At 29.4% G+C, this 22354-nt stretch carries 25 protein-coding genes and 1 riboswitch; all 25 genes read left to right on the forward strand.

The window, feature by feature from the left end:
* Nucleotides 1-11: 11 nt before the first annotated feature.
* The 25 genes from dnaG (at nt 12) to HYI43_06415 (ending at nt 22241) form a co-directional block, all read left to right on the forward strand.
* Complete coding sequence (dnaG, locus tag HYI43_06295; GenBank protein UDI78164.1) at nt 12-1823, forward strand: DNA primase; 1812 nt, start codon at nt 12-14, stop codon at nt 1821-1823.
* A 284-nt stretch (nt 1824-2107) separates the two neighbouring features.
* Entirely contained in the window at nt 2108-3214 is a 1107-nt protein-coding gene (gene rpoD, locus HYI43_06300) for an RNA polymerase sigma factor RpoD (GenBank protein ID UDI78165.1), read from the forward strand.
* Nucleotides 3215-4011: 797 nt separating this feature from the next.
* Nucleotides 4012-4701, forward strand: coding sequence for a tRNA (adenine-N(1))-methyltransferase (locus tag HYI43_06305; GenBank protein UDI78166.1), 690 nt, complete (start codon nt 4012-4014; stop codon nt 4699-4701).
* Nucleotides 4691-5791 (forward strand): Nif3-like dinuclear metal center hexameric protein, encoded by a 1101-nt coding sequence (locus HYI43_06310; protein ID UDI78167.1) that lies wholly within the window; start codon nt 4691-4693, stop codon nt 5789-5791. Before HYI43_06305 ends, HYI43_06310 begins: the two co-directional genes overlap by 11 nt.
* A gap of 44 nt (nt 5792-5835) precedes the next feature.
* Nucleotides 5836-7182 (forward strand): DEAD/DEAH box helicase, encoded by a 1347-nt coding sequence (locus HYI43_06315; GenBank protein UDI78168.1) that lies wholly within the window; start codon nt 5836-5838, stop codon nt 7180-7182.
* 9 nt (nt 7183-7191) lie between these two features.
* Nucleotides 7192-8082, forward strand: a complete 891-nt coding sequence (locus tag HYI43_06320) for a deoxyribonuclease IV (protein UDI78169.1) — start codon at nt 7192-7194, stop codon at nt 8080-8082.
* A 126-nt stretch (nt 8083-8208) separates the two neighbouring features.
* Nucleotides 8209-9000: a metal ABC transporter ATP-binding protein gene (locus tag HYI43_06325; protein ID UDI79280.1), complete on the forward strand. Its 792-nt coding sequence runs from the start codon at nt 8209-8211 to the stop codon at nt 8998-9000.
* Between the two features lie 64 nt (nt 9001-9064).
* Nucleotides 9065-9910: a metal ABC transporter permease gene (locus HYI43_06330; GenBank protein ID UDI78170.1), complete on the forward strand. Its 846-nt coding sequence runs from the start codon at nt 9065-9067 to the stop codon at nt 9908-9910.
* Nucleotides 9911-9913: 3 nt separating this feature from the next.
* Nucleotides 9914-10336 (forward strand): transcriptional repressor, encoded by a 423-nt coding sequence (locus HYI43_06335; protein UDI78171.1) that lies wholly within the window; start codon nt 9914-9916, stop codon nt 10334-10336.
* A gap of 323 nt (nt 10337-10659) precedes the next feature.
* A complete protein-coding gene (locus tag HYI43_06340; protein ID UDI78172.1) occupies nt 10660-11259 on the forward strand; it encodes a superoxide dismutase in 600 nt (199 codons plus the stop codon).
* 202 nt (nt 11260-11461) lie between these two features.
* Entirely contained in the window at nt 11462-13507 is a 2046-nt protein-coding gene (locus HYI43_06345) for a penicillin-binding protein 2 (GenBank protein ID UDI78173.1), read from the forward strand.
* Between the two features lie 135 nt (nt 13508-13642).
* On the forward strand, nt 13643-13792 hold the full coding sequence (gene rpmG, locus HYI43_06350; GenBank protein UDI78174.1) for a 50S ribosomal protein L33: 150 nt from the start codon (nt 13643-13645) through the stop codon (nt 13790-13792).
* A 121-nt stretch (nt 13793-13913) separates the two neighbouring features.
* A complete protein-coding gene (locus HYI43_06355; GenBank protein UDI78175.1) occupies nt 13914-14450 on the forward strand; it encodes a 5-formyltetrahydrofolate cyclo-ligase in 537 nt (178 codons plus the stop codon).
* A 15-nt stretch (nt 14451-14465) separates the two neighbouring features.
* The gene (locus HYI43_06360) at nt 14466-15911 is read left to right on the forward strand and encodes a rhomboid family intramembrane serine protease (protein UDI78176.1); all 1446 of its coding nucleotides are present in this window, start codon (nt 14466-14468) and stop codon (nt 15909-15911) included.
* Nucleotides 15908-16111, forward strand: a complete 204-nt coding sequence (locus tag HYI43_06365; GenBank protein ID UDI78177.1) for a YqgQ family protein — start codon at nt 15908-15910, stop codon at nt 16109-16111. The genes HYI43_06360 and HYI43_06365 overlap by 4 nt, the downstream gene beginning before the upstream one ends.
* Nucleotides 16108-17094, forward strand: coding sequence for an ROK family glucokinase (locus HYI43_06370; protein UDI78178.1), 987 nt, complete (start codon nt 16108-16110; stop codon nt 17092-17094). Before HYI43_06365 ends, HYI43_06370 begins: the two co-directional genes overlap by 4 nt.
* Nucleotides 17094-17417 carry an MTH1187 family thiamine-binding protein gene (locus HYI43_06375; GenBank protein ID UDI78179.1) on the forward strand — a complete coding sequence of 108 codons (324 nt, stop codon included), beginning with the start codon at nt 17094-17096 and terminating at the stop codon, nt 17415-17417. The genes HYI43_06370 and HYI43_06375 overlap by 1 nt, the downstream gene beginning before the upstream one ends.
* Before the next feature lies 1 nt (nt 17418).
* Nucleotides 17419-18045: an MBL fold metallo-hydrolase gene (locus HYI43_06380; GenBank protein UDI78180.1), complete on the forward strand. Its 627-nt coding sequence runs from the start codon at nt 17419-17421 to the stop codon at nt 18043-18045.
* Between the two features lie 51 nt (nt 18046-18096).
* Nucleotides 18097-19071: a type II/IV secretion system protein gene (locus HYI43_06385; protein ID UDI78181.1), complete on the forward strand. Its 975-nt coding sequence runs from the start codon at nt 18097-18099 to the stop codon at nt 19069-19071.
* Nucleotides 19043-20107, forward strand: coding sequence for a type II secretion system F family protein (locus HYI43_06390; GenBank protein UDI78182.1), 1065 nt, complete (start codon nt 19043-19045; stop codon nt 20105-20107). The genes HYI43_06385 and HYI43_06390 overlap by 29 nt, the downstream gene beginning before the upstream one ends.
* A 13-nt stretch (nt 20108-20120) precedes the next feature.
* On the forward strand, nt 20121-20441 hold the full coding sequence (locus HYI43_06395; GenBank protein UDI78183.1) for a prepilin-type N-terminal cleavage/methylation domain-containing protein: 321 nt from the start codon (nt 20121-20123) through the stop codon (nt 20439-20441).
* On the forward strand, nt 20419-20868 hold the full coding sequence (locus HYI43_06400; GenBank protein ID UDI78184.1) for a hypothetical protein: 450 nt from the start codon (nt 20419-20421) through the stop codon (nt 20866-20868). The genes HYI43_06395 and HYI43_06400 overlap by 23 nt, the downstream gene beginning before the upstream one ends.
* Nucleotides 20855-21154 carry a hypothetical protein gene (locus tag HYI43_06405; protein ID UDI78185.1) on the forward strand — a complete coding sequence of 100 codons (300 nt, stop codon included), beginning with the start codon at nt 20855-20857 and terminating at the stop codon, nt 21152-21154. Before HYI43_06400 ends, HYI43_06405 begins: the two co-directional genes overlap by 14 nt.
* A gap of 19 nt (nt 21155-21173) precedes the next feature.
* The gene (locus HYI43_06410; GenBank protein ID UDI78186.1) at nt 21174-21563 is read left to right on the forward strand and encodes a hypothetical protein; all 390 of its coding nucleotides are present in this window, start codon (nt 21174-21176) and stop codon (nt 21561-21563) included.
* 168 nt (nt 21564-21731) lie between these two features.
* Entirely contained in the window at nt 21732-22241 is a 510-nt protein-coding gene (locus HYI43_06415) for a shikimate kinase (protein UDI78187.1), read from the forward strand.
* Nucleotides 22238-22351: riboswitch (glycine riboswitch) on the forward strand. (Overlaps the previous gene by 4 nt.)
* Nucleotides 22352-22354: the final 3 nt, after the last annotated feature.

The following is a 22354-nucleotide window of genomic DNA, read 5'->3' on the forward strand; positions in this document are numbered from 1 at the left end:
GGTGATTTATTTTGCGTATCGAACAGTCAGTAATAAATGAAATTAAAGAAAAAACGGACATATTGGATTTAGTTAGTGAATATGTAAAGTTAGAAAAAAGAGGACGCAATTATATTGGTTTGTGTCCTTTTCATGACGAAAAAACACCTTCATTCACAGTTTCAGAAGATAAGCAAATTTGCCATTGCTTTGGTTGTAAAAAGGGTGGTAACGTATTCCAATTCACTCAAGAAATTAAAGATATTTCTTTTGTTGAGGCTGTAAAGGAATTAGGCGAACGTGCAAATATAAATGTTGATGTAGGCGATTATAGTAATAAATCAACTCAAATTGCTACTGACGACTTAAATATGATTGAAATGCATGAATTAATTCAAGAATATTATCAATATGCCTTAATGAAATCTGTGGAAGGTGAAGAAGCTTTAAACTATCTTATGAATAGAGGTTTTACTGAAGATTTAATTAAAGCTAGGGGAATCGGCTATGCCCCTAATAATTCTCATTTCTGTCATGATTTTCTACAACAAAAGGGCTACGACATTGAATTAGCCTATGAAGCTGGTTTATTATCCCGTAATGAAGAGAATTTTAGTTATTATGATCGTTTCAGAGATCGAATTATGTTCCCCCTTAAAAATGCTCAAGGTAGAATTGTAGGCTATTCTGGTAGAACCTATAATAATCAAGAGCCTAAATATTTAAATAGCCCTGAGACGCCAATTTTTCAGAAAAGAAGATTACTCTATAATCTAGATAACGCTAGGAAATCTATTCGTAAAAATGATGAAGTTATATTATTAGAAGGATTTATGGATGTTATTAAGGCAGATTATTCTGGCTTAAAAGCAGTAGTTGCTAGTATGGGTACTGCACTATCTGATGAGCATATGACTGTTCTTAAAAAGTTAACGTCTAACGTAACATTGATGTTTGATGGTGATTTTGCTGGTCAAGAAGCAACAATTAAAACAGGTCAACATTTATTACAACAAGGCTTAAATGTATTTGTTGTACAATTACCTAAAGATATGGATCCTGATGAATATATTACTAAATATGGCAATGATAAATTTTTAAATTTTGTTAATAATGAAAAGAAATCTTTCATACTATATAAAGTCAATAGTCATAAAGACGAAATTATTAACAATGATTTAGCTTATGAACGTTATTTAAAAGAAGCTACGCAGGATATTGCAATGATGCATTCACAAATTCTTCAACAGAAAGTAATTCATGATGTAGCGGATATATTTAACGTAGATCCAAACACAATACACGGGGATGTCGCTCACCAACAAAACATTCCTAACGCGCCACAATTTCCTGATAATTATATATATGATGATGCTTATATAGGTAATGAACAAACAGTTACGACTATATTTACAAATTTAAACAAGCATGAGAAAGCAGAAAGAGCACTGCTCAAACATTTTATGTATGATAAAGATTTGTTTTTAAATTATCAAAAGCAACTCGAGGATAACGACTTTACAAATAAATTTTTCCAGCGTATATTTGCTATTTTAAAAGAATTTTATGCTGAAAATGACAAATACTTAATCAGCGATATTATTTTATATACGGATAATGATGATATTCGAGATGCAATTATAGCTTTAGATAATTATGATATTAATGAAGAGCCATATGATAGTGAGATTGAAGATTACATGGCTGTAATTAATGAAGACAAATATGAAGATACTATTGAAGAATTAAATCATAAATTGCGTGAGGCTGCTAGAATTGGTGATTTAGAATTGCAAAAATACTATCTAGAACAAATTGTGAAAAAAAATAAACAAAGAATGTAAATACTATAATTTGAAATAAATTTCTATTCCTATAGTATTCCTATTTAATAACCATTATTGTATAATGGTTATTATGCGCTTTTAACGGGTAAATGTGGAATATAGCTTTAAAAGTATTAGATACTCTTATAATGTGAAATTAAAATTCCATAAATCATTTAAAAACAAAAATTAAAGTGTTAATATTATTCTGAAATTTTATTTATACTTTTCTGATTATATAGAAATATTATATAATTAAATATCTTGATTGAAAGCATACATTAAAATTGGGAGGCCTTTTCATGTCTGATAACCAAGTTAAAATTAAAAAACAAACAATTGATCCGACTTTAACATTAGAAGATGTTAAAAAACAATTAATTGATAAAGGTAAAAAAGAAGGCCATCTGAGCCATGAAGAAATAGCTGAAAAATTACAAAATTTTGATATGGACTCTGATCAAATGGATGATTTCTTTGATCAATTAAACGATAATGACATCAGTTTAGTAAATGAAAAAGATAGTTCAGATACTGATGAAAAATTAAACCCTAACGACTTAAGTGCCCCTCCAGGTGTAAAAATTAACGACCCAGTGAGAATGTATTTAAAAGAAATCGGTCGTGTAAATTTACTTAGCGCTCAAGAAGAAATTGAACTTGCTAAACGTATCGAAAAAGGAGATGAAATTGCAAAATCTCGTCTTGCAGAAGCTAACTTACGTTTAGTAGTAAGTATCGCTAAAAGATATGTTGGCCGTGGCATGCTATTTTTAGATTTAATTCAAGAAGGTAACATGGGACTTATTAAAGCAGTAGAAAAATTTGACTTTAGTAAAGGTTTTAAATTCTCAACTTATGCTACTTGGTGGATTAGACAAGCGATAACTAGAGCCATCGCCGATCAAGCACGTACCATTCGTATTCCAGTTCATATGGTTGAGACAATCAATAAATTAATCCGCGTACAAAGACAATTACTACAAGACTTAGGTAGAGATCCAGCACCTGAAGAAATCGGTGAAGAAATGGATTTGCCACCTGAAAAAGTACGCGAAATTCTAAAAATTGCACAAGAACCTGTATCATTGGAAACACCTATTGGTGAAGAAGATGATAGTCACTTAGGCGATTTTATAGAAGATCAAGAAGCTCAGAGTCCTTCTGACCATGCCGCTTATGAATTGTTAAAAGAGCAATTAGAAGACGTCCTTGATACACTTACCGATCGTGAAGAAAATGTTCTTCGTTTACGATTTGGATTAGATGATGGTAGAACAAGAACATTAGAAGAAGTTGGTAAAGTTTTTGGAGTAACTAGAGAACGTATTCGACAAATTGAAGCTAAAGCGTTAAGAAAACTTAGACATCCAAGTCGTAGTAAACGTCTTAAAGATTTTATGGACTAAATTTTAAGGTATTTTACTATATTAACTTGAACCTGGGACATAAATAACATAATAATGTTATTTTGCAAATTCGCAGTAGCTGACTGAACAGAGAAGGCGCTTAAATCAAGTTTTCTCAGTTCTAGTCATTCTTGCGGAGGTGGGCGTGGCCCCAGCAAAGAGAATTTCACTAAGAAATCTACAAGCAATGAAAGCTGAGGTTCATGGCCCGACACAAAAAAACACGAAAATGATTTTACAAGCTAAACAGTTTGGGGTTCGGGGCCCCAACACAAAAAATCACGAAAGTGATTTTATAAGCAATGAAAGCTGAGGTTCGGGGCCCGACACAAAAAAACACGAAAATGATTTTACAAGCTAAACAGTTTGGGGTTCGGGCCCCAACACAAAAAATCATGAAAGTGATTTACAAGTTAAGCAAGTTGGGGTTCGGGGCCCCAACACAAAAAATCACGAAAGTGATTTTACAAGTTAAGCAAGTTGGGGTTCGGGGCCCCAACACAAAAAATCACGAAAGTGATTTTACAAGTTAAGCAAGTTGGGGTTCGGGGCCCCAACACAAAAAATCACGAAAGTGATTTTACAAGTTAAGCAAGTTGGGGTTACAACGAATTTAAAAAGAATTCTGTTCCACTTCCTTATATAATTAATTCAAATTTAGTCAGTCTCTAAATAAGATTTTAAGAAATCAAAGACGATGATTAATTGTTTTAATTTTCTTGTCCAAAGACTAAACGTACATTAGACTGAGACACTTCACATGTCCCAGTCTCTTTTTTTAGATAAAGGAGATTTCTATGATAACTTTAAATCAAAGACTAACTCAGGTCAGTCATTACCTTAAGCCTGGAAAATTAGCAGACATCGGATCAGATCATGCATACTTACCCATTTATGCCATTAAGGAAAACTTAATTGAATATGCCATTGCTGGAGAAGTAATTTCAGGTCCTTTTAAAGCCGCGCAAAAAAATGTAGCTGAAAATGGTCTCAATAGTAAGATTGACGTTCGATTAGGTGATGGTTTGAGCGTTATTAATAATGCTGATGACATAAACAATATTACTATTTGTGGTATGGGAGGTCCTCTTATCGCAAAAATTCTTAGCGAGGGTAAATCTAAATTATCAAATAAGCCACGATTAATCTTACAAAGTAATATTCAAACTGAAGTTCTTCGAAAAACATTAGAAATGTTAAATTATAGCATTGTAAGTGAGAGCATAATTGAAGAAAAAGGACATATATATGAGATAGTCGTGGCTGAATATGATAATTCTAATTTGAATTTGAACAAAAGCGAACTTAAATTTGGTCCGGAATTATTAAAACATAAAAATGAAACTTTTTATAAAAAATGGAACCATGAACTAAAGGCGTTAGAACACATTCGTAATCAATTGAATTCAGAAGTACATCATGAGAGACTAAAAGAAATAGAAAATGAAATGTCTTTAATAAAAGAGGTGCTTTTAAATGAAAATTAAGCAATTAATGTCAATTATTGATAAAAATGTTCCATTAAAAACTGCTGAAAGTTGGGACAATGTAGGGTTATTAATTGGTAGTAATGAAAGTGAAATTACTGGTATACTTACAACGCTTGATTGTACTAATGCGATAGTTGATCAAGCTATAATGAAAGGCTACAATACTATCGTTGCTCACCATCCACTTATTTTTAAAGGCATAAAGTCTATTACTGATGATGGTTATGGGGCGCTAATTCGCAAAATTATATCTAATAATATAAATATAATTGCATTGCATACAAATCTAGATAATCATATAGATGGTGTAAATGAGATGTTAGCGCAAAAATTAAATTTACAAAATATTCGCTTCTTAAATACTGAAGAAGTTGTTTATTACAAAGTACAAACTTATATTCCTAAAGAAGAAGTGGAGTCGTTTAAGAATAGCTTAGATGAAGCCGGTTTAGCTAAAGAAGGAAATTATGAATATTGCTTTTTTGAAACGGAAGGCACAGGGCAATTTAAACCGATTGGTGAAGCGAATCCACATATAGGTGAAATTGATAGTATTGAATATGTTAATGAAGTAAAAATTGAATTTATGATTGATTCTGACCAACTTCACATTGCTGAAAATACTATTATTAATAATCATCCTTATGAAACACCTGTTTATGATTTTATCAAAATGACTAAATCCGCGAATTACGGATTAGGTAAAATTGGTGAACTAAATGAACCGATGTCTATTAAAGATTTTGTATTACAAGCAAAAACATCATTAGAATTACCTTGCGTAAGATTTGCTGGTGATACCAATGCAATAATAAAAAAAGTAGCTGTTATAGGTGGCGCAGGTATTGGATTCGAAACGTTAGCGTTTGAAAAAGGGGCAGACATTTTTGTAACAGGCGATATCAAACACCATGACGCTCTTGATGCTAAAACAAATGGTATTAACGTATTAGATATCAATCATTATAGTGAATATGTTATGCGCGATGGCCTTAGAGATTTATTAAATCAATGGTTATTTGAACAGAGTGAAAAAGTTGTCATTGAAGCTTCTGATATCAATACAGATCCATTTAATTATGTATAAATAAACACTATTAACAACATGAATACTTAAAGGAGGTCAAATGAATGACAAAACATCCATTTGAATTATTTAATTTAGATGCTACACTCATTGATGCTGTAAAAGATTTAAATTTTAATAAACCAACAGAAATACAAAATAGGATTATTCCTAGAATAAAAAAAGGAACAAACTTAATCGGTCAATCTCAAACAGGTACAGGCAAATCTCACGCTTTTTTATTACCTTTAATGGATTTAATCGATATAAATACTAAAGAACCACAAGCAATCGTAGTTGCTCCTACGAGAGAATTAGCTCAACAACTTTATCAAGCTGCAAGTCACTTGGCAAGGTTTAAAGAAGAAGTTAAAGTGAGTCTATTTATAGGAGGTACTGATATTGAGAAAGATCGACAACGTACCAATAATCAACCTCAATTAATTATTGGCACTCCGACAAGAATCAATGATTTAGCGCAAACTGGACATTTACATGTACATCTAGCATCATATTTAATTGTTGACGAAGCTGATTTAATGATTGATTTAGGCTTAATTGAAGATGTAGATTTAATAGCTTCACGTTTAGATGAAAATGCGCATATAGCCGTTTTTAGTGCTACCATTCCTAAATCTTTACAACCGTTTTTAAATAAATATTTAAGTAATCCTGAATATGTAGAAGTAGATTCTAAATCTCAAAATAAGAAAAACATTGAATTCTATTTAATTCCAACTAAAGGTACAGAAAAAGTAGATAAAACACTACAATTAATAGATATACTTAATCCTTATTTATGTATCGTTTTTTGTAATAGTAGAGATAATGCTGATGAACTTGCTAATTCACTAAACCAAGCTGGTATTAAAGTGGGAATGATTCATGGCGGATTATCTCCTCGAGAACGCAAACAACAAATGAAGCGTATTCGAAATTTAGAATTTCAATTTGTAATCGCAAGTGATTTAGCTTCTCGTGGTATTGATATTGAAGGTGTTAGTCATGTCATTAACTTTGATGTGCCGAATGACATCGATTTCTTTACTCACAGAGTAGGTAGAACAGGTAGAGGTAATTATAAAGGCGTAGCAATTACTTTATATAGTCCTGATGAAGAACACAATATCGCTTTAATTGAAGATAAAGGTTACCACTTTGAAAACGTTGATGTGAAAAATGGAGAATTAACTCCTATCAAGGCTCACAATACACGTCGTAAGCGTGAGCGAAAAGACGATCATTTAACAAATGAAGTTAAACATAAAGTGCGAAGCAAATCTAAAAATAAAGTGAAACCAGGTTACAAAAAGAAATTTAAACAAGAAGTAGACCGTATGAAACGTCAAGAACGTAAACAATATAGTAAAAGACAAAATCGACAACAGAGAAAAAATAATAAAAAAGGATAGGTGAATCGTATGTTACTTGGATCACATGTATCTATGAGTGGTAAAAAAATGTTACAAGGTTCAGTTGAAGAAGCACATAAATTTGGTGAATCTACATTTATGATTTATACTGGTGCGCCACAAAATACACGAAGAAAAAGTATTGAAGATTTAAATATTGAAAAAGGCCATGAAGCTATGAAAGAATTTGGCTTATCAAATATTCTTGTACATGCCCCTTATATAATCAATATCGCTAATACGACTAAGCCAGAAGTATTTCAATTAGGTGTTGATTTCTTACAAAGTGAGATTGAACGTACACAAGCATTAGGAGCAAAAGATATCGTATTACATCCAGGTGCACATGTGGGCGCAGGTGCTGATAAAGGTATCGACCAAATTATCAAAGGTTTAAATGAAGTTTTGACTCATGACAATGATGTACGCATTGCTTTGGAAACTATGGCTGGAAAAGGTTCTGAAGTAGGGCGAACATTTGAGGAGATCGCACGTATTATTGATGGCGTAACACATAATAATAGATTATCAATCTGTTTCGATACTTGTCATACGCATGATGCTGGGTACAATATTAAAGAAGATTTTGATGGCGTGTTAAATGAATTTGATAAAATTATTGGATTAGATCGTATTAAAGTTGTTCATGTGAACGATAGTAAAAATGAACAAGGTGCACATAAAGACCGCCATGAAAATATTGGTTTCGGACATATAGGATTTGATGCACTTAATTATGTAGTACATCATGATGTTTTTAAAGATATCCCAAAAATCCTAGAAACACCATATGTAGGTGAAGATAAGAAGAATAAAAAACCACCTTATAAATTTGAAATTGAAATGCTAAAATCACAACAATTTGATGAGAATTTAAAAGAAAAAATCTTACAACAATAATAATAAAAGTTATGATGAGATACGAATTCTATTTAAGAATCTATCTCATCATTTTCTATGTTATCCCTTTTCTTTCAAGTCGTAAACATTACTATTTACAAAATATACTGTAAACTGTATAGTATTATTCGAGGTGAAAAAATGCTACAACCTGTTTTTGAATTAAAAAATATTGATTATCATTTTGATAACAAACAAGTTCTTGAAAATATTAATATTCAAATTAATAAAGGTGAATTTCTGGCTATTGTAGGTCCTAATGGAGCTGGTAAATCAACTTTACTTAAAATAATTTTAGGTTTATTGCCATTACAAAAAGGTGAAATTTTCATTGATGGTAAATCATATAAAAAAAATAATCAATCAGCATTAAAAATCAGCTATGTATCTCAAAAAGCCACCGCATTTAACGCTGGCTTTCCAGCCAGTGTCAAAGAAGTTGTGTTGAGTGGATTAACAAAAACAAAAAAATTATTTCAAAGATTTAATAAAAACGATGAATTATTAGTTGATAATGTTTTGTCTCGTTTAAATATTCACCATTTAATTAATAAAAATATAGCTGAACTATCAGGTGGACAACAACAGAGAGTTTTAATAGCTCGTGCTTTAATCTCTAATCCTTCAGTTTTAGTCTTAGATGAACCAACGAATGGAATTGATGCTAAGCATGTAAGTGAATTTTATGAAACTTTACAACATTTGAAAGAAGAAGGAATAACTATAATTTTAGTTACACATGACATCGGGGTAGTAGCTGATACTGCAACTAGAGTCGCATGTCTCAATAGACATTTACATTTTCACGGTTCGACTGAAGAATTTAAAAAATTGGATGAAGTTGAGATATCAAAAATTTATGGTCATCCTGTAAAATTTGTAGATCATCAACATGACAGAGAATGTTGTGAATCATAAAAAATTTAATAAATTTAGGAGTTTAAAATGAATTTTATAAGAAAACAAATTAGTGGTGATATTCATGATTGAAGCCCTATTAAATTTTGATTTCATGAGATACTCTTTACTAAGTGGTATTTTGATTGGATTTATCGCACCCTTAATTGGCGCATTTATTGTTGTTAGAAGATTATCTTTAATCGCTGACGCTTTAAGTCATGTAACGCTAGGGGGCATTTCATTTGGAATGTTCGTATTAACAATATCCCCTGCATTAGCTATAATTAACCCTATGTGGTTTGGAATTCTATTCGCGATAGTTGGGGCCCTATTAATTGAAAAATTAAGGACTTCATATTCTAATTATCAAGAAATAGCAATACCAATTATTATGAGTGCTGGGATAGCATTAAGTGCTATTTTCATATCTTTAGCTGATGGTTTCAATCAAGAAATTGTTGGTTTATTATTCGGCTCAATTAGTGCAGTTAGCCTTAGTGATTTAATGACAGTTGTAGTTATTTCTATTATAGTATTATTATTTATTATATTATTTTATAAAGAGTTATTCATTTTATCATTTGATGAAGAATACAGTAAGGTAATAAATATCCCCAAATGGATTCAATTTTTATTTATCGTTATTGTAGCGATGGTTATATCTGCTTCAATGAGAGTGGTAGGGATTCTTTTAGTTAGTGCATTAATAACTTTGCCGATTGCTATCGCAATGCGAATAACTAAAGGTTTTAAGCAACTTATTATTTTAAGTGTCGCTATAGGCGAGTTTTCAGTAATTGTAGGATTAATTCTTGCTTTTTATATGAATATTTCACCAGGTGGTGTTATTGTAGTCTTATTAGTTTTATTATTAGGACTTACAATGTTATATCAAAAGTCAATTGTAAGGTTTAAAAAGGGGCATTAAATTATGAATACTAATGATGCAATTAAAATTTTAAAAGATAATGGTTTAAAATATACAAAAAAACGTGAAGATATGATAAATGTATTTGTGAAAGAAGACAAATACGTTAACGCTAAACATATTCAACAACAACTTGATAAAGATTATCCAGGTATTTCTTTTGATACTATTTATAGAAATTTACATTTATTTAAGGATTTGAATATTATTGAGAGCACAGAGTTAGATGGTGAAATGAAGTTTAGAATTGCCTGTATGAATCATCACCATCATCATTTTATTTGTGAAAATTGTGGAGATACTAAAATAATTGACTATTGCCCAATTGAACAAATTAAAAATTTCCTACCTAATGTAGATATTCATACTCATAAACTTGAAGTTTATGGCATATGTGAAAATTGTCATAATAAAAATACTAAATAGCAATTTCATAAATTTACCAATTGAGAGTGAGACATCATACGTGTCGAGCTCTCTTTTCTTACTTTTAATACATTTTCAAACTTCAAATATAAATATCAATAAATAATGAATATATACATGCTTACTTATAGGTCATTAGTCTGATTTAACTATAATTTTTTAATAATCAGTGCATTATATGTTTAAAAGCTATCCATTTGAGATATATTAAATATGTAACAAGATAATAAGTATATTAATTATAAGTTGCAAGCAAATGATTTGTTGATTAATTAACAACTTGTTATGATGAACGTATCGAAATTTTAGGAGGATGATTAATTATGGCTTTTGAATTACCAAATTTACCATATGCAGCAGATGCATTAGAACCACATATTGACAAAGAAACTATGGAAATTCACCACGACAAACATCACAACACTTATGTTACAAAATTAAACTCTGCAGTTGAAGGTACTGACCTTGAATCTAAATCAATCGAAGAAATTGTTGCAAATTTAGATAGTGTACCTGAAGATATTCAAACAGCTGTTCGTAATAATGGCGGTGGACACTTAAACCACTCATTATTCTGGGAATTATTAACTCCTAACTCTGAAGAAAAAGGAACTGTAGTTGATAAAATTAAAGAACAATGGGGTTCTTTAGATGAATTCAAAAAAGAATTTGCTGATAAAGCAGCTGCTCGTTTTGGTTCAGGTTGGGCATGGTTAGTTGTAAATAACGGTCAATTAGAAATCGTTACAACACCAAACCAAGACAATCCTTTAACTGAAGGCAAAACACCTATCTTAGGATTAGATGTTTGGGAACATGCTTATTATCTTAAATATCAAAACAAACGTCCAGATTATATCAGTGCATTCTGGAACGTAGTTAACTGGGAAAAAGTTGACGAATTATACAACGCTGCTAAATAATTTAAAAGTAACTATTTAACATCTAGCCTAAGACATTCATTGTCTTAGGTTTTTTATTTTTTTGAACTCAGTTAATAAAAAATAAAAATTTTACATATTATTGATTTCTAACTCGCTCTTTTTTTATTAAAATGATGGTAATAAATATAAATTTCATATATCATTTATAAGTAAACATGTTTAATAATTGAGGTAGGTTATCTTGCTTAAAAGGTTAAAGGAAAAATCAAATGATGAAAAAATAAAGCAAACTATGAATCAACGAATTAGTTTTATTTTTGGAGTAATAATTTTAATATTTGGAATTATAGTTCTACGGCTAGGATATTTACAAATAGCACAAGGCTCACATTATAGTCAATTAGTAAAAAATGATGAGAACATAACTGTCAATGAATCAGTACCGCGAGGAAGAATTGTTGATAGAAATGGTAAAGTTTTAGTAGATAATGCATCAAAACTTGCAATTACATATACACGTTCTAGAAAAACAAGTCAAAAAGATATGTTAAATACTGCAAAAAGTCTCTCAAAATTAATTACTATGAAAACCAATAAAATAACAAAAAGAGATAAGCAAGATTATTGGATTCAGAAGCATCCTGAAGATGTAACTAAATTAATGAAAAAAGAAACTTCAATGTTAAATGATGGCAGTATTTCACAGGATCAATATGACAAACAATTATATAGTAAAATAAGTGATAAACAATTAAATAGTTTGTCTAAAAAAGATCTACAAATTTTAGCGATTTACAGAGAAATGTCAGCTGGGTCTACAATGGATCCACAAACAATTAAAAATGAAGATGTTACTGAAAAAGAATACGCAGCAGTTTCACAACAACTTGATAAACTTCCTGGCGTAAATACATCAATGGATTGGGACCGCCGTTATCCATACGGTGATACACTAAGAAGTATTTTTGGAAGTGTTTCAACACCAGCTGAAGGTATTCCTAAAGAATTAACTGAACAATATTTGGCTAAAGGGTATTCTCGAAATGATCGAGTAGGTAAATCTTATTTAGAATATCAATATGAGAATATTTTACGTGGTAAAAAGAAAGAAATGAAATATACCACTGATAAATCAGGTAAAGTCATCAATTCTGAAGTTATAAATCCAGGGTCTAGAGGTGATGATTTACAACTAACCATTGATATTGATTTACAAAAAAAAGTCGAATCTCTATTAGAGAGTGAAATAAAAACCTTACGTAGTCAAGGCGCAACTGATATGGACAATGCGCTTATTGTAGTACAAAATCCTAAAAATGGTGATATTCTTGCCATGGCAGGTAAACAAATTGATAAAAATGGAAAAATGACTGACTATGATTTAGGTAACTTTACTGGTCAATTTGCAGTAGGTTCATCAGTAAAAGGCGGTACACTATTAACAGGTTACCAAAATAAAGCTATCAAAGTTGGAGAAGAAATGATTGATGAACCATTACACTTTAGTGGTGGATTGACAAAACGTTCTTATTTCAACAAAAATGACAAAGTTCGAATTAATGATGAAGAAGCACTTATGCACTCATCTAATGTTTACATGTTTAAGACTGCTTTAAAATTAGCAGGTGATCCTTATTCATATGGAATGAGTTTGCCTAATAATATAACGGATGCAGGACAAAAATTAAGAAAAGGTCTTAACCAAGTTGGTTTAGGTGTTAAAACTGGTATAGATTTACCTAATGAAACAATAGGACAAATAGAACCTTTAACAACCAATTCAGGTAATTATCTTGATTTAGCAATTGGTCAATACGATACTTATACACCATTACAGCTATCTCAATATATATCAACAATCGCTAATAATGGTTATAGAATCCAACCACATATTGGTTTAGCAATACATGATGCAACGAATAGTGATGATATAGGACCTGTAAAACAAAAAATTAAAGGTAATGTTCTTAATAAAGTAAATAATTCTGATGAAGAAATAAAAGAAGTTCAAAATGGATTTAAAATGGCATTTAATGAAAAAGATGGAACTGGTTATGCAAGTTTCCGTAATACTAAAGTGCCTTCTGCAGGTAAAACAGGTACTGCTGAAGTTTATCAAAATGGCCAATCAAGAGTTAACTCAACGTATATTGGTTATGCACCAATTAAAAATCCAAAATTAGCTTTCTCTATTGTTTATACAAACCAACCGGTACCACCACCATGGTTAAATGGTGGAGATTTAGGTAGAGATGTTATTAATTATTATTTTAAAGATAAAAAGTAGTAATTAGAAAAAACATTAACTATTAGATAAAATTTGTGTTGTATTTTGAAAGCTTAAATAATTAGTACTTTTCAATTAATGTGCTAAGTGGTATGATAATAAAGTCGTATTTAGAAAAGGTAAGGAGGAATTAACATGCGCGTAAACGTAACATTAGCTTGTACTGAATGTGGTGACAGAAACTACATCACTACTAAAAACAAAAGAAACAATCCTGAACGTGTTGAAATGAAAAAATATTGTTCACGTGATAACAAACAAACTTTACACCGTGAAACTAAATAATAAGCTGATATTCAGCTAACGGCTTTCTGATCAAATCAGAAAGCCTTTTTTTATTTCATCTAAATGACATCATCTTTTAATAACGTTATAATATATGTAGTGTGTAGAGAGTGGGGATTTAATGATAAAAAAAGATATTCGTAAAAATACACTATCTAAAATGAAAAGTTTTGATAAAACTAAGAAAGTTCATGCAGACAATTGGTTAAAACAGCAGTTATTTAATGACAATTGGTATAAAAATTCTAATCGAATTGGAATCGTATTATCAATGCCTCACGAAGTAGATACATATCAAATAATTAAAGCTGCTTTATTGGATAATAAAAGAATGTTTGTACCCAATACTAATTACGAATCTAAGGATATGAATTTTAAAGAAATTAAAAACTTATCCTGTATAGAAAAAGATGAAAAAGGTATTTATTTTGTCAATGAAGATACAGAAACAACAGATCAATTGGATTTAATTATTGTTCCAGGTGTTGCTTTTAGAGAAGATTGTTACAGAGTTGGCTATGGTGGTGGCTATTATGACCGTTTTTTAAGTCACTCAACCGCCCACACCTTAAGTTTAATTTACGATTTTCAATTAACTCAATTTGATATAGAAAATCATGATCAACCTGTGGATAAATTAATTATTTATAACACATAGATTTTGGAGGAATTAATGGATATTGAAAAACGTTTTTGGAAGTCAATATTTTATTGGATTAGATATTTTAATTATAAAATAATAAATATTGAAAAAAATGAAAATGAAGTATGGTTGACAAATAAACATAAAAACAAAGTAGTTATTTTTAGAAAAGACATAACCTCTACTCAAGAAATTAGATTTGATAAAGCCAAAATTAAAGAAAACTTTGAGCAAATAGAAAATACCTTGGGTTTTAATCCTAAAACTTTTGAATATTTTTATTTTGTAGACAAAGATTATACTTTAGACGAATTCACAGAAACTCATCCAATAAAGTTTCAGTATAATCTCATTTCAAATGATAAAGACGTAGAGAAACTTTATCCTAACGTAATTTTATCAACCATTTTCACTAGAAAAGATAATAAATCGTCAACACACTATAGAAAACGCGTTTTGACACAAAATCCTATAGATAGATATATGATGACTTTTACACCTATGACTTATATATTAATTACAATAAATGTATTAATATGGTTAGTCATGATTTTATATTTTAATCACTTTTCAGATGTAAAGCTCTTAGACGTGGGGGGCTTAGTTCACTTTAACGTTGTACATGGTGAATGGTATCGACTAATCACCTCAATGTTTTTGCATTTTAATTTTGAGCACATATTGATGAACATGTTATCATTGTTTATTTTTGGTAAAATTGTAGAGTCAATTGTTGGTCCATTTAAAACTTTAGGTATATATTTAGTATCCGGTCTTTTAGGAAACTTTATATCATTGTCATTTAATTTACATACTGTGTCAGTAGGTGCAAGTGGTGCTATATTTGGCTTAATTGGAGCAATATTTGCGATGATGTATGTGAGTAAAAATTTCGACAAAAAATTAATCGGGCAAATGTTGATTGCATTACTTATATTAGTAGTTTTATCATTATTTATGTCCAATATTAATATCATGGCTCATCTTGGAGGATTTATTGGTGGTGTATTAATAACTTTAATAGGCTATTATTTTCACGAAAATCGTAATTTGTTTTGGTTATTCCTAATATTACTTTTAGTTATTTTTGTGGCCCTACAAGTACGTATTTTCACTATTAAAGAGCAAAATATTTATGATAAATTAATTGAAGATGCTATGGTAAATTATGATTATAAAGAAGCAAATTCTATTGTTAATCATACTATTGATAAAGGTTATGATGATGATCGTACTTATTATTTAAAAGGATTAATTACTGCAACAACTAGTTCAAGAGCAGAAGCCATGGCAGATTGGGAACGTGGATTGAAAAACCATCCTAATTCAGGATTACTTAACTACGAATTAGCAATTGCAAATAGAGCACTTGATGATAATGAAAAAGCATTAAGTTATGTTAAAAAGGCGGTTAAGATTAATTCAAATGATAATGATTATAAAAATTTAGAAAAAGAGTTGAAAAAAAACAAATGAATCGGGAAATCAATAACTTTTATGATGTCCTTCAACTTTTAAAGAAATATGGATTTATTATCTATTTTAAAGATCCCAAAGACATGCATGAGATGATGTTACAAGAAATAAAGTCCTTGTACAATTATGAATTATTATCTAAAGATGACTATCTAAAATGTATTTTAATAATTAACCAGAGAGGGAATGAGCATAAATGAAAAATATTATTTTAGCAGCTGATATTGGCGGAACAACTTGTAAATTAGGCATTTTTGACGCTAATTTAGAACAATTACATAAATGGTCAATTGAAACTGATACATCTGACCATACAGGACATACGCTATTAAAAAACATTTACACCTCTTTTGAAGAAAAATTACCAACGCATGATTTAAATATTAGTGATGTCATTGGCGTAGGAATTGGAGTACCTGGTCCAGTAGACTTTGAAACTGGTATAGTGAATGGAGCAGTAAACCTTCATTGGCCAAGTAATGTAAACGTACGAGAGATTTTCAATCAATTTATAGATTGCCCGGTATATGTAGATAATGATGCTAATGTAGCTGCCTTAGGGGAAAAACATAAAGGTGCCGGACATGGTGCAGATGATGTCGTTGCAATTACACTAGGAACTGGTCTTGGTGGTGGAATCATTTCTAATGGTGAGCTTGTTCACGGACATAATGGTTCAGGTGCAGAAATAGGCCATATTCGCACAGACTTTGATCAACGTTTTAATTGTAATTGTGGTAAATCTGGCTGTATTGAAACGGTAGCTTCAGCTACTGGTGTCGTTAATTTAGTTAATTTTTATTACCCTAAATTAACGTTTAAATCTTCTATACTTCCATTAATAAAAGAAAATAAAGTAACAGCTAAAGCTGTCTTTGATGCAGCTAAAGCTGGAGATCAATTCTGTATTTTTATCACTGAAAAAGTTGCTAATCATATTGCATATCTATGTAGTATTATTAGTGCAACAAGTAATCCTAAATATATAGTCCTTGGCGGTGGAATGTCGACAGCAGGTTTAATATTAATCGAAAACATTAAAACTGACTATCATAATTTAACATTTACACCAGCTCAAAAGGATACTGAAATCGTTCAAGCTAAGTTAGGTAATGATGCTGGTATTACTGGAGCAGCTGGTTTAATCAAAACATATATTTTAGAGAAGGATGGTGTTAAATAATGGCTATAGTTGATGTAGTTATTATTCCAGTAGGAACAGAAGGGCCAAGTGTTAGTAAGTATATTGCAGAAATTCAAAAGAAATTAGAAGAATTCAAAAAAGAAGGTAAAATTGATTACCAATTAACACCTATGAATACACTTATAGAAGGTGATCTTAAGGATTTATTCGAAGTTGTTCAGACTATACATGAACTTCCATTTTCTAAAGGTATAGATAGAGTTTGTACAAATTTACGTATAGATGATAGAAGAGATAAGTCACGCAAAATGAATGATAAACTAAAATCTGTCCAAAAACATTTGGAAAATCAAGGTGAATAAAATGAGAATTTCAAAATTAACATTAGGATTAGTTGATACTAATGCATATTTTATTGAAGATGATAATAGTGTATTATTAATTGATCCAGCTGGAGAAGCAGACAAAATAATTAAAAAACTGAATCAAATCAATAAACCATTAAAAGCAATTTTATTAACCCATGCTCATTTTGACCATATTGGCGCATTAGATGAGATACTACAAAAATATAATGTACCTTTATTTATGCATAAAGAAGAATTTGATTTTTTAACTGATCCTAATAAAAATGGTTCAGCTAAATTTCAACAATATGGTATGCCTTTATTAACTAGTGATGCGAAACCAAATGAACTTAAAGAAGGGCCTTTCAACCTTGAAAACTTTAAGTTTAATGTTCTCCATACACCAGGTCATTCCCCTGGTAGTTTAACTTTTGTATTTGATGAATTTGCAGTAGTAGGGGACACACTATTTAGAAATGGTATTGGTCGCACAGATTTATATCGTGGTGACTATGAAACATTAGTGGACTCAATTAAAGATAAATTATTTGAACTGGATGGAGATTTACCTTTATTCCCTGGACATGGCGAATACACAACTGTCGATGATGAGCAATTTAATCCTTTTTTAGACGGCCAATAAAATAAAGTAATTTCAACACCTTCTACGTTTATAAATGTAGGAGGTGTTTTTATGAAATTATTATTTCAAGAGATAGTAAACAAAGCTATTTCAAGAAATGCGAGTGATATACATTTTATACCAAGTGAAGATGAAGTTCATATCAAATTTAGAGTTAATGATTATTTAGAATTATATGAGACATTTAAGATAACGGTTTATCAAAAATTATTAGTATATATGAAATTTAAAGCTGGTCTTGATGTTTCAACACATCAAATTGCTCAAAGTGGACGATATACATATCATTCTAAATCTATTTATTATCTAAGAATTTCTACCTTGCCTTTATCTTTAGGTTCAGAAAGTTGTGTAATAAGAATTATTCCGCAATATTTTCAAGTTAAAAAAGAATTTAAAGACTTTAGGGATTTTAAACACTTAATGAATAAAAAGCAAGGGCTTATTCTTTTTACTGGTCCAACAGGATCTGGTAAAAGTACATTAATGTATCAAATGGTTTTATATGCCTATAAAGAGTTAAATTTAAATGTGATTACTATTGAAAATCCTGTTGAACAAATTTTAAGAGGAGTTACTCAAATTTCAATAAATAAAAAAGCAGGTATTGATTATTTAAATTCATTTAAAGCAATTCTTAGATGTGATCCTGATGTTATATTGATTGGAGAAATTAGAGATGCAGAAGTAGCAAAATGTGTGATACAGGCAAGTTTAAGCGGTCATTTAGTACTATCTACAATGCATTCTAACAATTGTAAAGGTGCAATTTTGAGATTAATGGAGATGGGAATAAGTATACAAGAAATATCTCAATCTATTAATTTAATATCTAATCAAAGGTTAATAACTACATTGAACAATCAACGAAAACTTGTTTGTGAGTTGATTGATCAAAAGCAAATCCAGTATTTTTTTGAACACAACAATACATTACCAAAAAGTTTTAATAATTTGAGAGACAAATTACTTTCATTATCGAAAGAGGGTACCATATGTGAAGAAATTGCAAATAAATATATTTAGGTTTTTCACTAATAATTTAAATGCAACCCAACAAATTATGCTACTCGAAAATCTTGTCGCACTTTTAAAAAATGGCTTTACATTACTAGAGTGTTTTGAATTTTTAAACTTATATTTTAAATATAAAGATAAAAATCTTGGGAGGAAAATAATTGAAAATATAAAAGCTGGTCAAACTTGTTATGATATTTTAAGCTTAATTGGATATTCGAATTCTGTGACAACGCAAATTTACTTCGCACAACAGTATGGAAATATAGAAGATTCTCTTATAGAAGCAATTAAATATTTAAAAACGAATCTTAATGCCAAAAAAAGAATTATTAAAGCTATTCAGTATCCTTCAATACTTATTTGTATTTTCTTGGGCATGATAATAGTTTTAAATTATACGGTATTACCTCAATTTAAAGAATTATATTCCACGATGGATATCGAATTATCATTATTTCAAAAAATTCTTACTCAATTCATTTCTTCTCTACCCATTTTTATTTTACTAACTTTTCTATTGTTAATCTTCTTATCACTTCTACTATTTTTAATTCAATCACATTATCCTATATCAAAAAAGCAAATCTTACTTTCTAAACTTCCTATTTTTAATACTTACTATAAAATTTTAAAAACATATCAAATTTCAAATGACTTATCTTTATTTTATAAAAATGGTATTAGCTTACAAGATATTGTTCAAATTTATAATTCACAAACTAAAAATCCTTTTCTGAAATATTTAGGTGGGAATTTGTTAGAAAGTATTAATAATGGCGTTGGTTTAGCTGATAGTCTTGAAAAATTTCCATGTTTTCAAAAAGATTTAATAAAATTTGTTAAACAAGGTGAAAAAAGCGGAAAATTAGACGTCGAACTTAAACTGTATAGTCACATACTTATAAATCGATTCCAAGAAAAAGCGTTACGACATACTAAGATTATTCAACCCATTATATTCGTTTGCTTAGGAATTTTTATTATCAGTCTCTATATGATAATAATGTTGCCTATGTTTCAACTTATGCAAAATATTAACTAAAGAGGTTATAAAAATGAAGAAATATATACATCAATTTAAAACGTTTAAAGCTTTTACTCTACTTGAAATGTTGTTGGTATTATTAATAATAAGCGTTCTATTAGTTTTAATCATTCCTAATATAGCGAAACAAACTGCTCATATACAATCCACTGGCTGTGAGGCACAAGTTAAAATGATCAATAGTCAAATAGAAGCCTACACTCTAAAAAATAACAGAGCCCCATCAAGCATTAATGATCTGGTTAATGAGGGAATGATTAAGGAAGGACAAAAAAATTGTAAGTCTGGAGAAACTATTTCAATTACCAATGGTGAAGCAGTTGCAAGTTAATAAACTTAGAGCTTTTACAATGATTGAGAGCTTACTAGTAATTTTAATACTTATTGTGTTAATTCAAATTACGGTCTATTCTACTAAATCTTCAAATTTTAATTTAATCACTGATGAATTAGAAGTAAAAAAATTAATTTCCAAATTTGATTATTTAAAATCAAAAGCAATTAGAGACAAACAATCCATTACATTAATATTAACTACAAATGCTACAAAAATTTCAGTTATTGAACAAAAAGGTAAGAAATATAATATTAAATTAAATAATGGCAAAATCACTTCAATTTCAAAGATTCACAGCATCACTTTTAACAAAGAAGGAAAAATCAATCATTTTGGATCACTTATCCTAAAAATGAATAAATCTTCATTTAAAATTATTTTTCACATTGATAAAGGGCGTATTCGATATGTCAAAATTTAATTATAAAGCAACCTTTTTAGCTGATAGTCTTCTAGGATTATTAACTACTATGCTTATCCTTACTGTATTTATTCCACTATTAACACAATTAACTTTAAATATAAGAAAACAATATGATTTATTAGATATGAAATATGCCATTATTACAGCCGCACATCATTACACTAAAACTGAATTATTAAAAGGGATTAAAATCGAAAATAATGAAATTAAACTTACTCAAGCATCTATTTGTAACTATAATTCATATAAAAAAATTAAAATATGCATTTCAGTTAAAAATTAAAGCTTTCACTTTTATTGAAATGGCTTTATCTTTAACAATTGCCATAATGATTTTTACACTTATGCCTAATATATATAAAATTGCAAATTATTATTTAAAAGAATCATATGACATAAATCAAACAGAATTTGCATTTTTCCAAGTAGATATAAACAACATCACTAAATCTAAAAAAGTTTCTTTTCAATTGATTAACCAAAGTACTATATTAATTCATTCTAATGGTAAGGATAATTACCTAAAATTTAAAAATCACAAAATCATTTATGAATCTAACCGAAGAGGTAACATAACCTTTTTAAATAATGTCTTAGAAGCTCACTTTCACAGGTTAAATTCAGAAATAATATTATTAAACCTAAAAATTGGGGAGAAAAATAATTACTATGAGAAAACAATTTACCTATAATTTAAATGGCTTTTTAAGTAGCTATACACTGCTAATTTTTCTTATTTATTTATCATTAATCTCTTTTTATACATCTCAATATAGTTTAAAATTGAAAACAATTCATAATATTAATAACTACTATGATCGAGTTATTAGTGAGCTATTAGAAAAAAGGTGATTCAACTAATGAGTTTGCAGCATCCAATTATTTTAGTAGGTTTTATGGGAACTGGAAAGAGTACAATAGGTGAATATTTATCATTAGAACAACAATATTCTTTTATCGACTTAGATATATATATTGAAATAAAAGAAGACCAAACAATTCCTGAAATTTTCGAGAACCTTGGAGAAGATGGCTTTAGAAGTCTTGAATATCGATATTTTAAGGAAAGTATTGAGAAGTACGATGTCATAGCAACTGGAGGAGGTATTATTGAGAATACTGATTCTTTAAATTTGTTAAAACAACAACAAAACGTTATTTGGTTAGATTGTGATATTGAAACTATATACAATAGAATCATGAATGATGTACACAGACCTAATGCTAACAATAAAACTAAAATACAATTAAAAAACTTGTATTTATCAAGGGTTTCAAGATATAATGAAATCGCATTCATGAAAGTGAATAGTGATAAAACAATCAAAGAAATTTATAATGATATTATAAATTATTTAACTTGCGGTTGATCAGTATTAGAGAGAATAAAGATATTTACTTTATTAGTTTTAAATGTCTTTATCGCCGAAGGTGCAAGTAATTATACGAAACTCTCAGGCAAAAGGATAATACTGTTACGCAT

The sequence above is a fragment of the Staphylococcus taiwanensis genome (assembly GCA_020544305.1).
GTDB classification, from domain to species: domain Bacteria; phylum Bacillota; class Bacilli; order Staphylococcales; family Staphylococcaceae; genus Staphylococcus; species Staphylococcus taiwanensis.

Excerpts from the sequence above, each read along its gene's own strand:
- HYI43_06410 (UDI78186.1), top strand. The coding sequence starts at position 21,174 with ATGGCTTTATCTTTAACAATTGCCATAATGATTTTTACACTTATGCCT.
- HYI43_06395 (UDI78183.1), top strand. The coding sequence starts at position 20,121 with ATGAAGAAATATATACATCAATTTAAAACGTTTAAAGCTTTTACTCTA.
- HYI43_06400 (UDI78184.1), top strand. The coding sequence starts at position 20,419 with ATGGTGAAGCAGTTGCAAGTTAATAAACTTAGAGCTTTTACAATGATT.
- HYI43_06335 (UDI78171.1), top strand. The coding sequence starts at position 9,914 with ATGAATACTAATGATGCAATTAAAATTTTAAAAGATAATGGTTTAAAA.
- HYI43_06365 (UDI78177.1), top strand. The coding sequence starts at position 15,908 with ATGAATCGGGAAATCAATAACTTTTATGATGTCCTTCAACTTTTAAAG.
- HYI43_06385 (UDI78181.1), top strand. The coding sequence starts at position 18,097 with ATGAAATTATTATTTCAAGAGATAGTAAACAAAGCTATTTCAAGAAAT.
- HYI43_06405 (UDI78185.1), top strand. The coding sequence starts at position 20,855 with ATGTCAAAATTTAATTATAAAGCAACCTTTTTAGCTGATAGTCTTCTA.
- HYI43_06315 (UDI78168.1), top strand. The coding sequence starts at position 5,836 with ATGACAAAACATCCATTTGAATTATTTAATTTAGATGCTACACTCATT.
- HYI43_06380 (UDI78180.1), top strand. The coding sequence starts at position 17,419 with ATGAGAATTTCAAAATTAACATTAGGATTAGTTGATACTAATGCATAT.
- HYI43_06370 (UDI78178.1), top strand. The coding sequence starts at position 16,108 with ATGAAAAATATTATTTTAGCAGCTGATATTGGCGGAACAACTTGTAAA.
- rpmG (UDI78174.1), top strand. The coding sequence starts at position 13,643 with ATGCGCGTAAACGTAACATTAGCTTGTACTGAATGTGGTGACAGAAAC.
- HYI43_06330 (UDI78170.1), top strand. The coding sequence starts at position 9,065 with ATGATTGAAGCCCTATTAAATTTTGATTTCATGAGATACTCTTTACTA.
- HYI43_06415 (UDI78187.1), top strand. The coding sequence starts at position 21,732 with ATGAGTTTGCAGCATCCAATTATTTTAGTAGGTTTTATGGGAACTGGA.
- HYI43_06340 (UDI78172.1), top strand. The coding sequence starts at position 10,660 with ATGGCTTTTGAATTACCAAATTTACCATATGCAGCAGATGCATTAGAA.
- HYI43_06375 (UDI78179.1), top strand. The coding sequence starts at position 17,094 with ATGGCTATAGTTGATGTAGTTATTATTCCAGTAGGAACAGAAGGGCCA.
- HYI43_06320 (UDI78169.1), top strand. The coding sequence starts at position 7,192 with ATGTTACTTGGATCACATGTATCTATGAGTGGTAAAAAAATGTTACAA.
- HYI43_06355 (UDI78175.1), top strand. The coding sequence starts at position 13,914 with ATGATAAAAAAAGATATTCGTAAAAATACACTATCTAAAATGAAAAGT.
- rpoD (UDI78165.1), top strand. The coding sequence starts at position 2,108 with ATGTCTGATAACCAAGTTAAAATTAAAAAACAAACAATTGATCCGACT.
- HYI43_06310 (UDI78167.1), top strand. The coding sequence starts at position 4,691 with ATGAAAATTAAGCAATTAATGTCAATTATTGATAAAAATGTTCCATTA.
- HYI43_06360 (UDI78176.1), top strand. The coding sequence starts at position 14,466 with ATGGATATTGAAAAACGTTTTTGGAAGTCAATATTTTATTGGATTAGA.
- HYI43_06305 (UDI78166.1), top strand. The coding sequence starts at position 4,012 with ATGATAACTTTAAATCAAAGACTAACTCAGGTCAGTCATTACCTTAAG.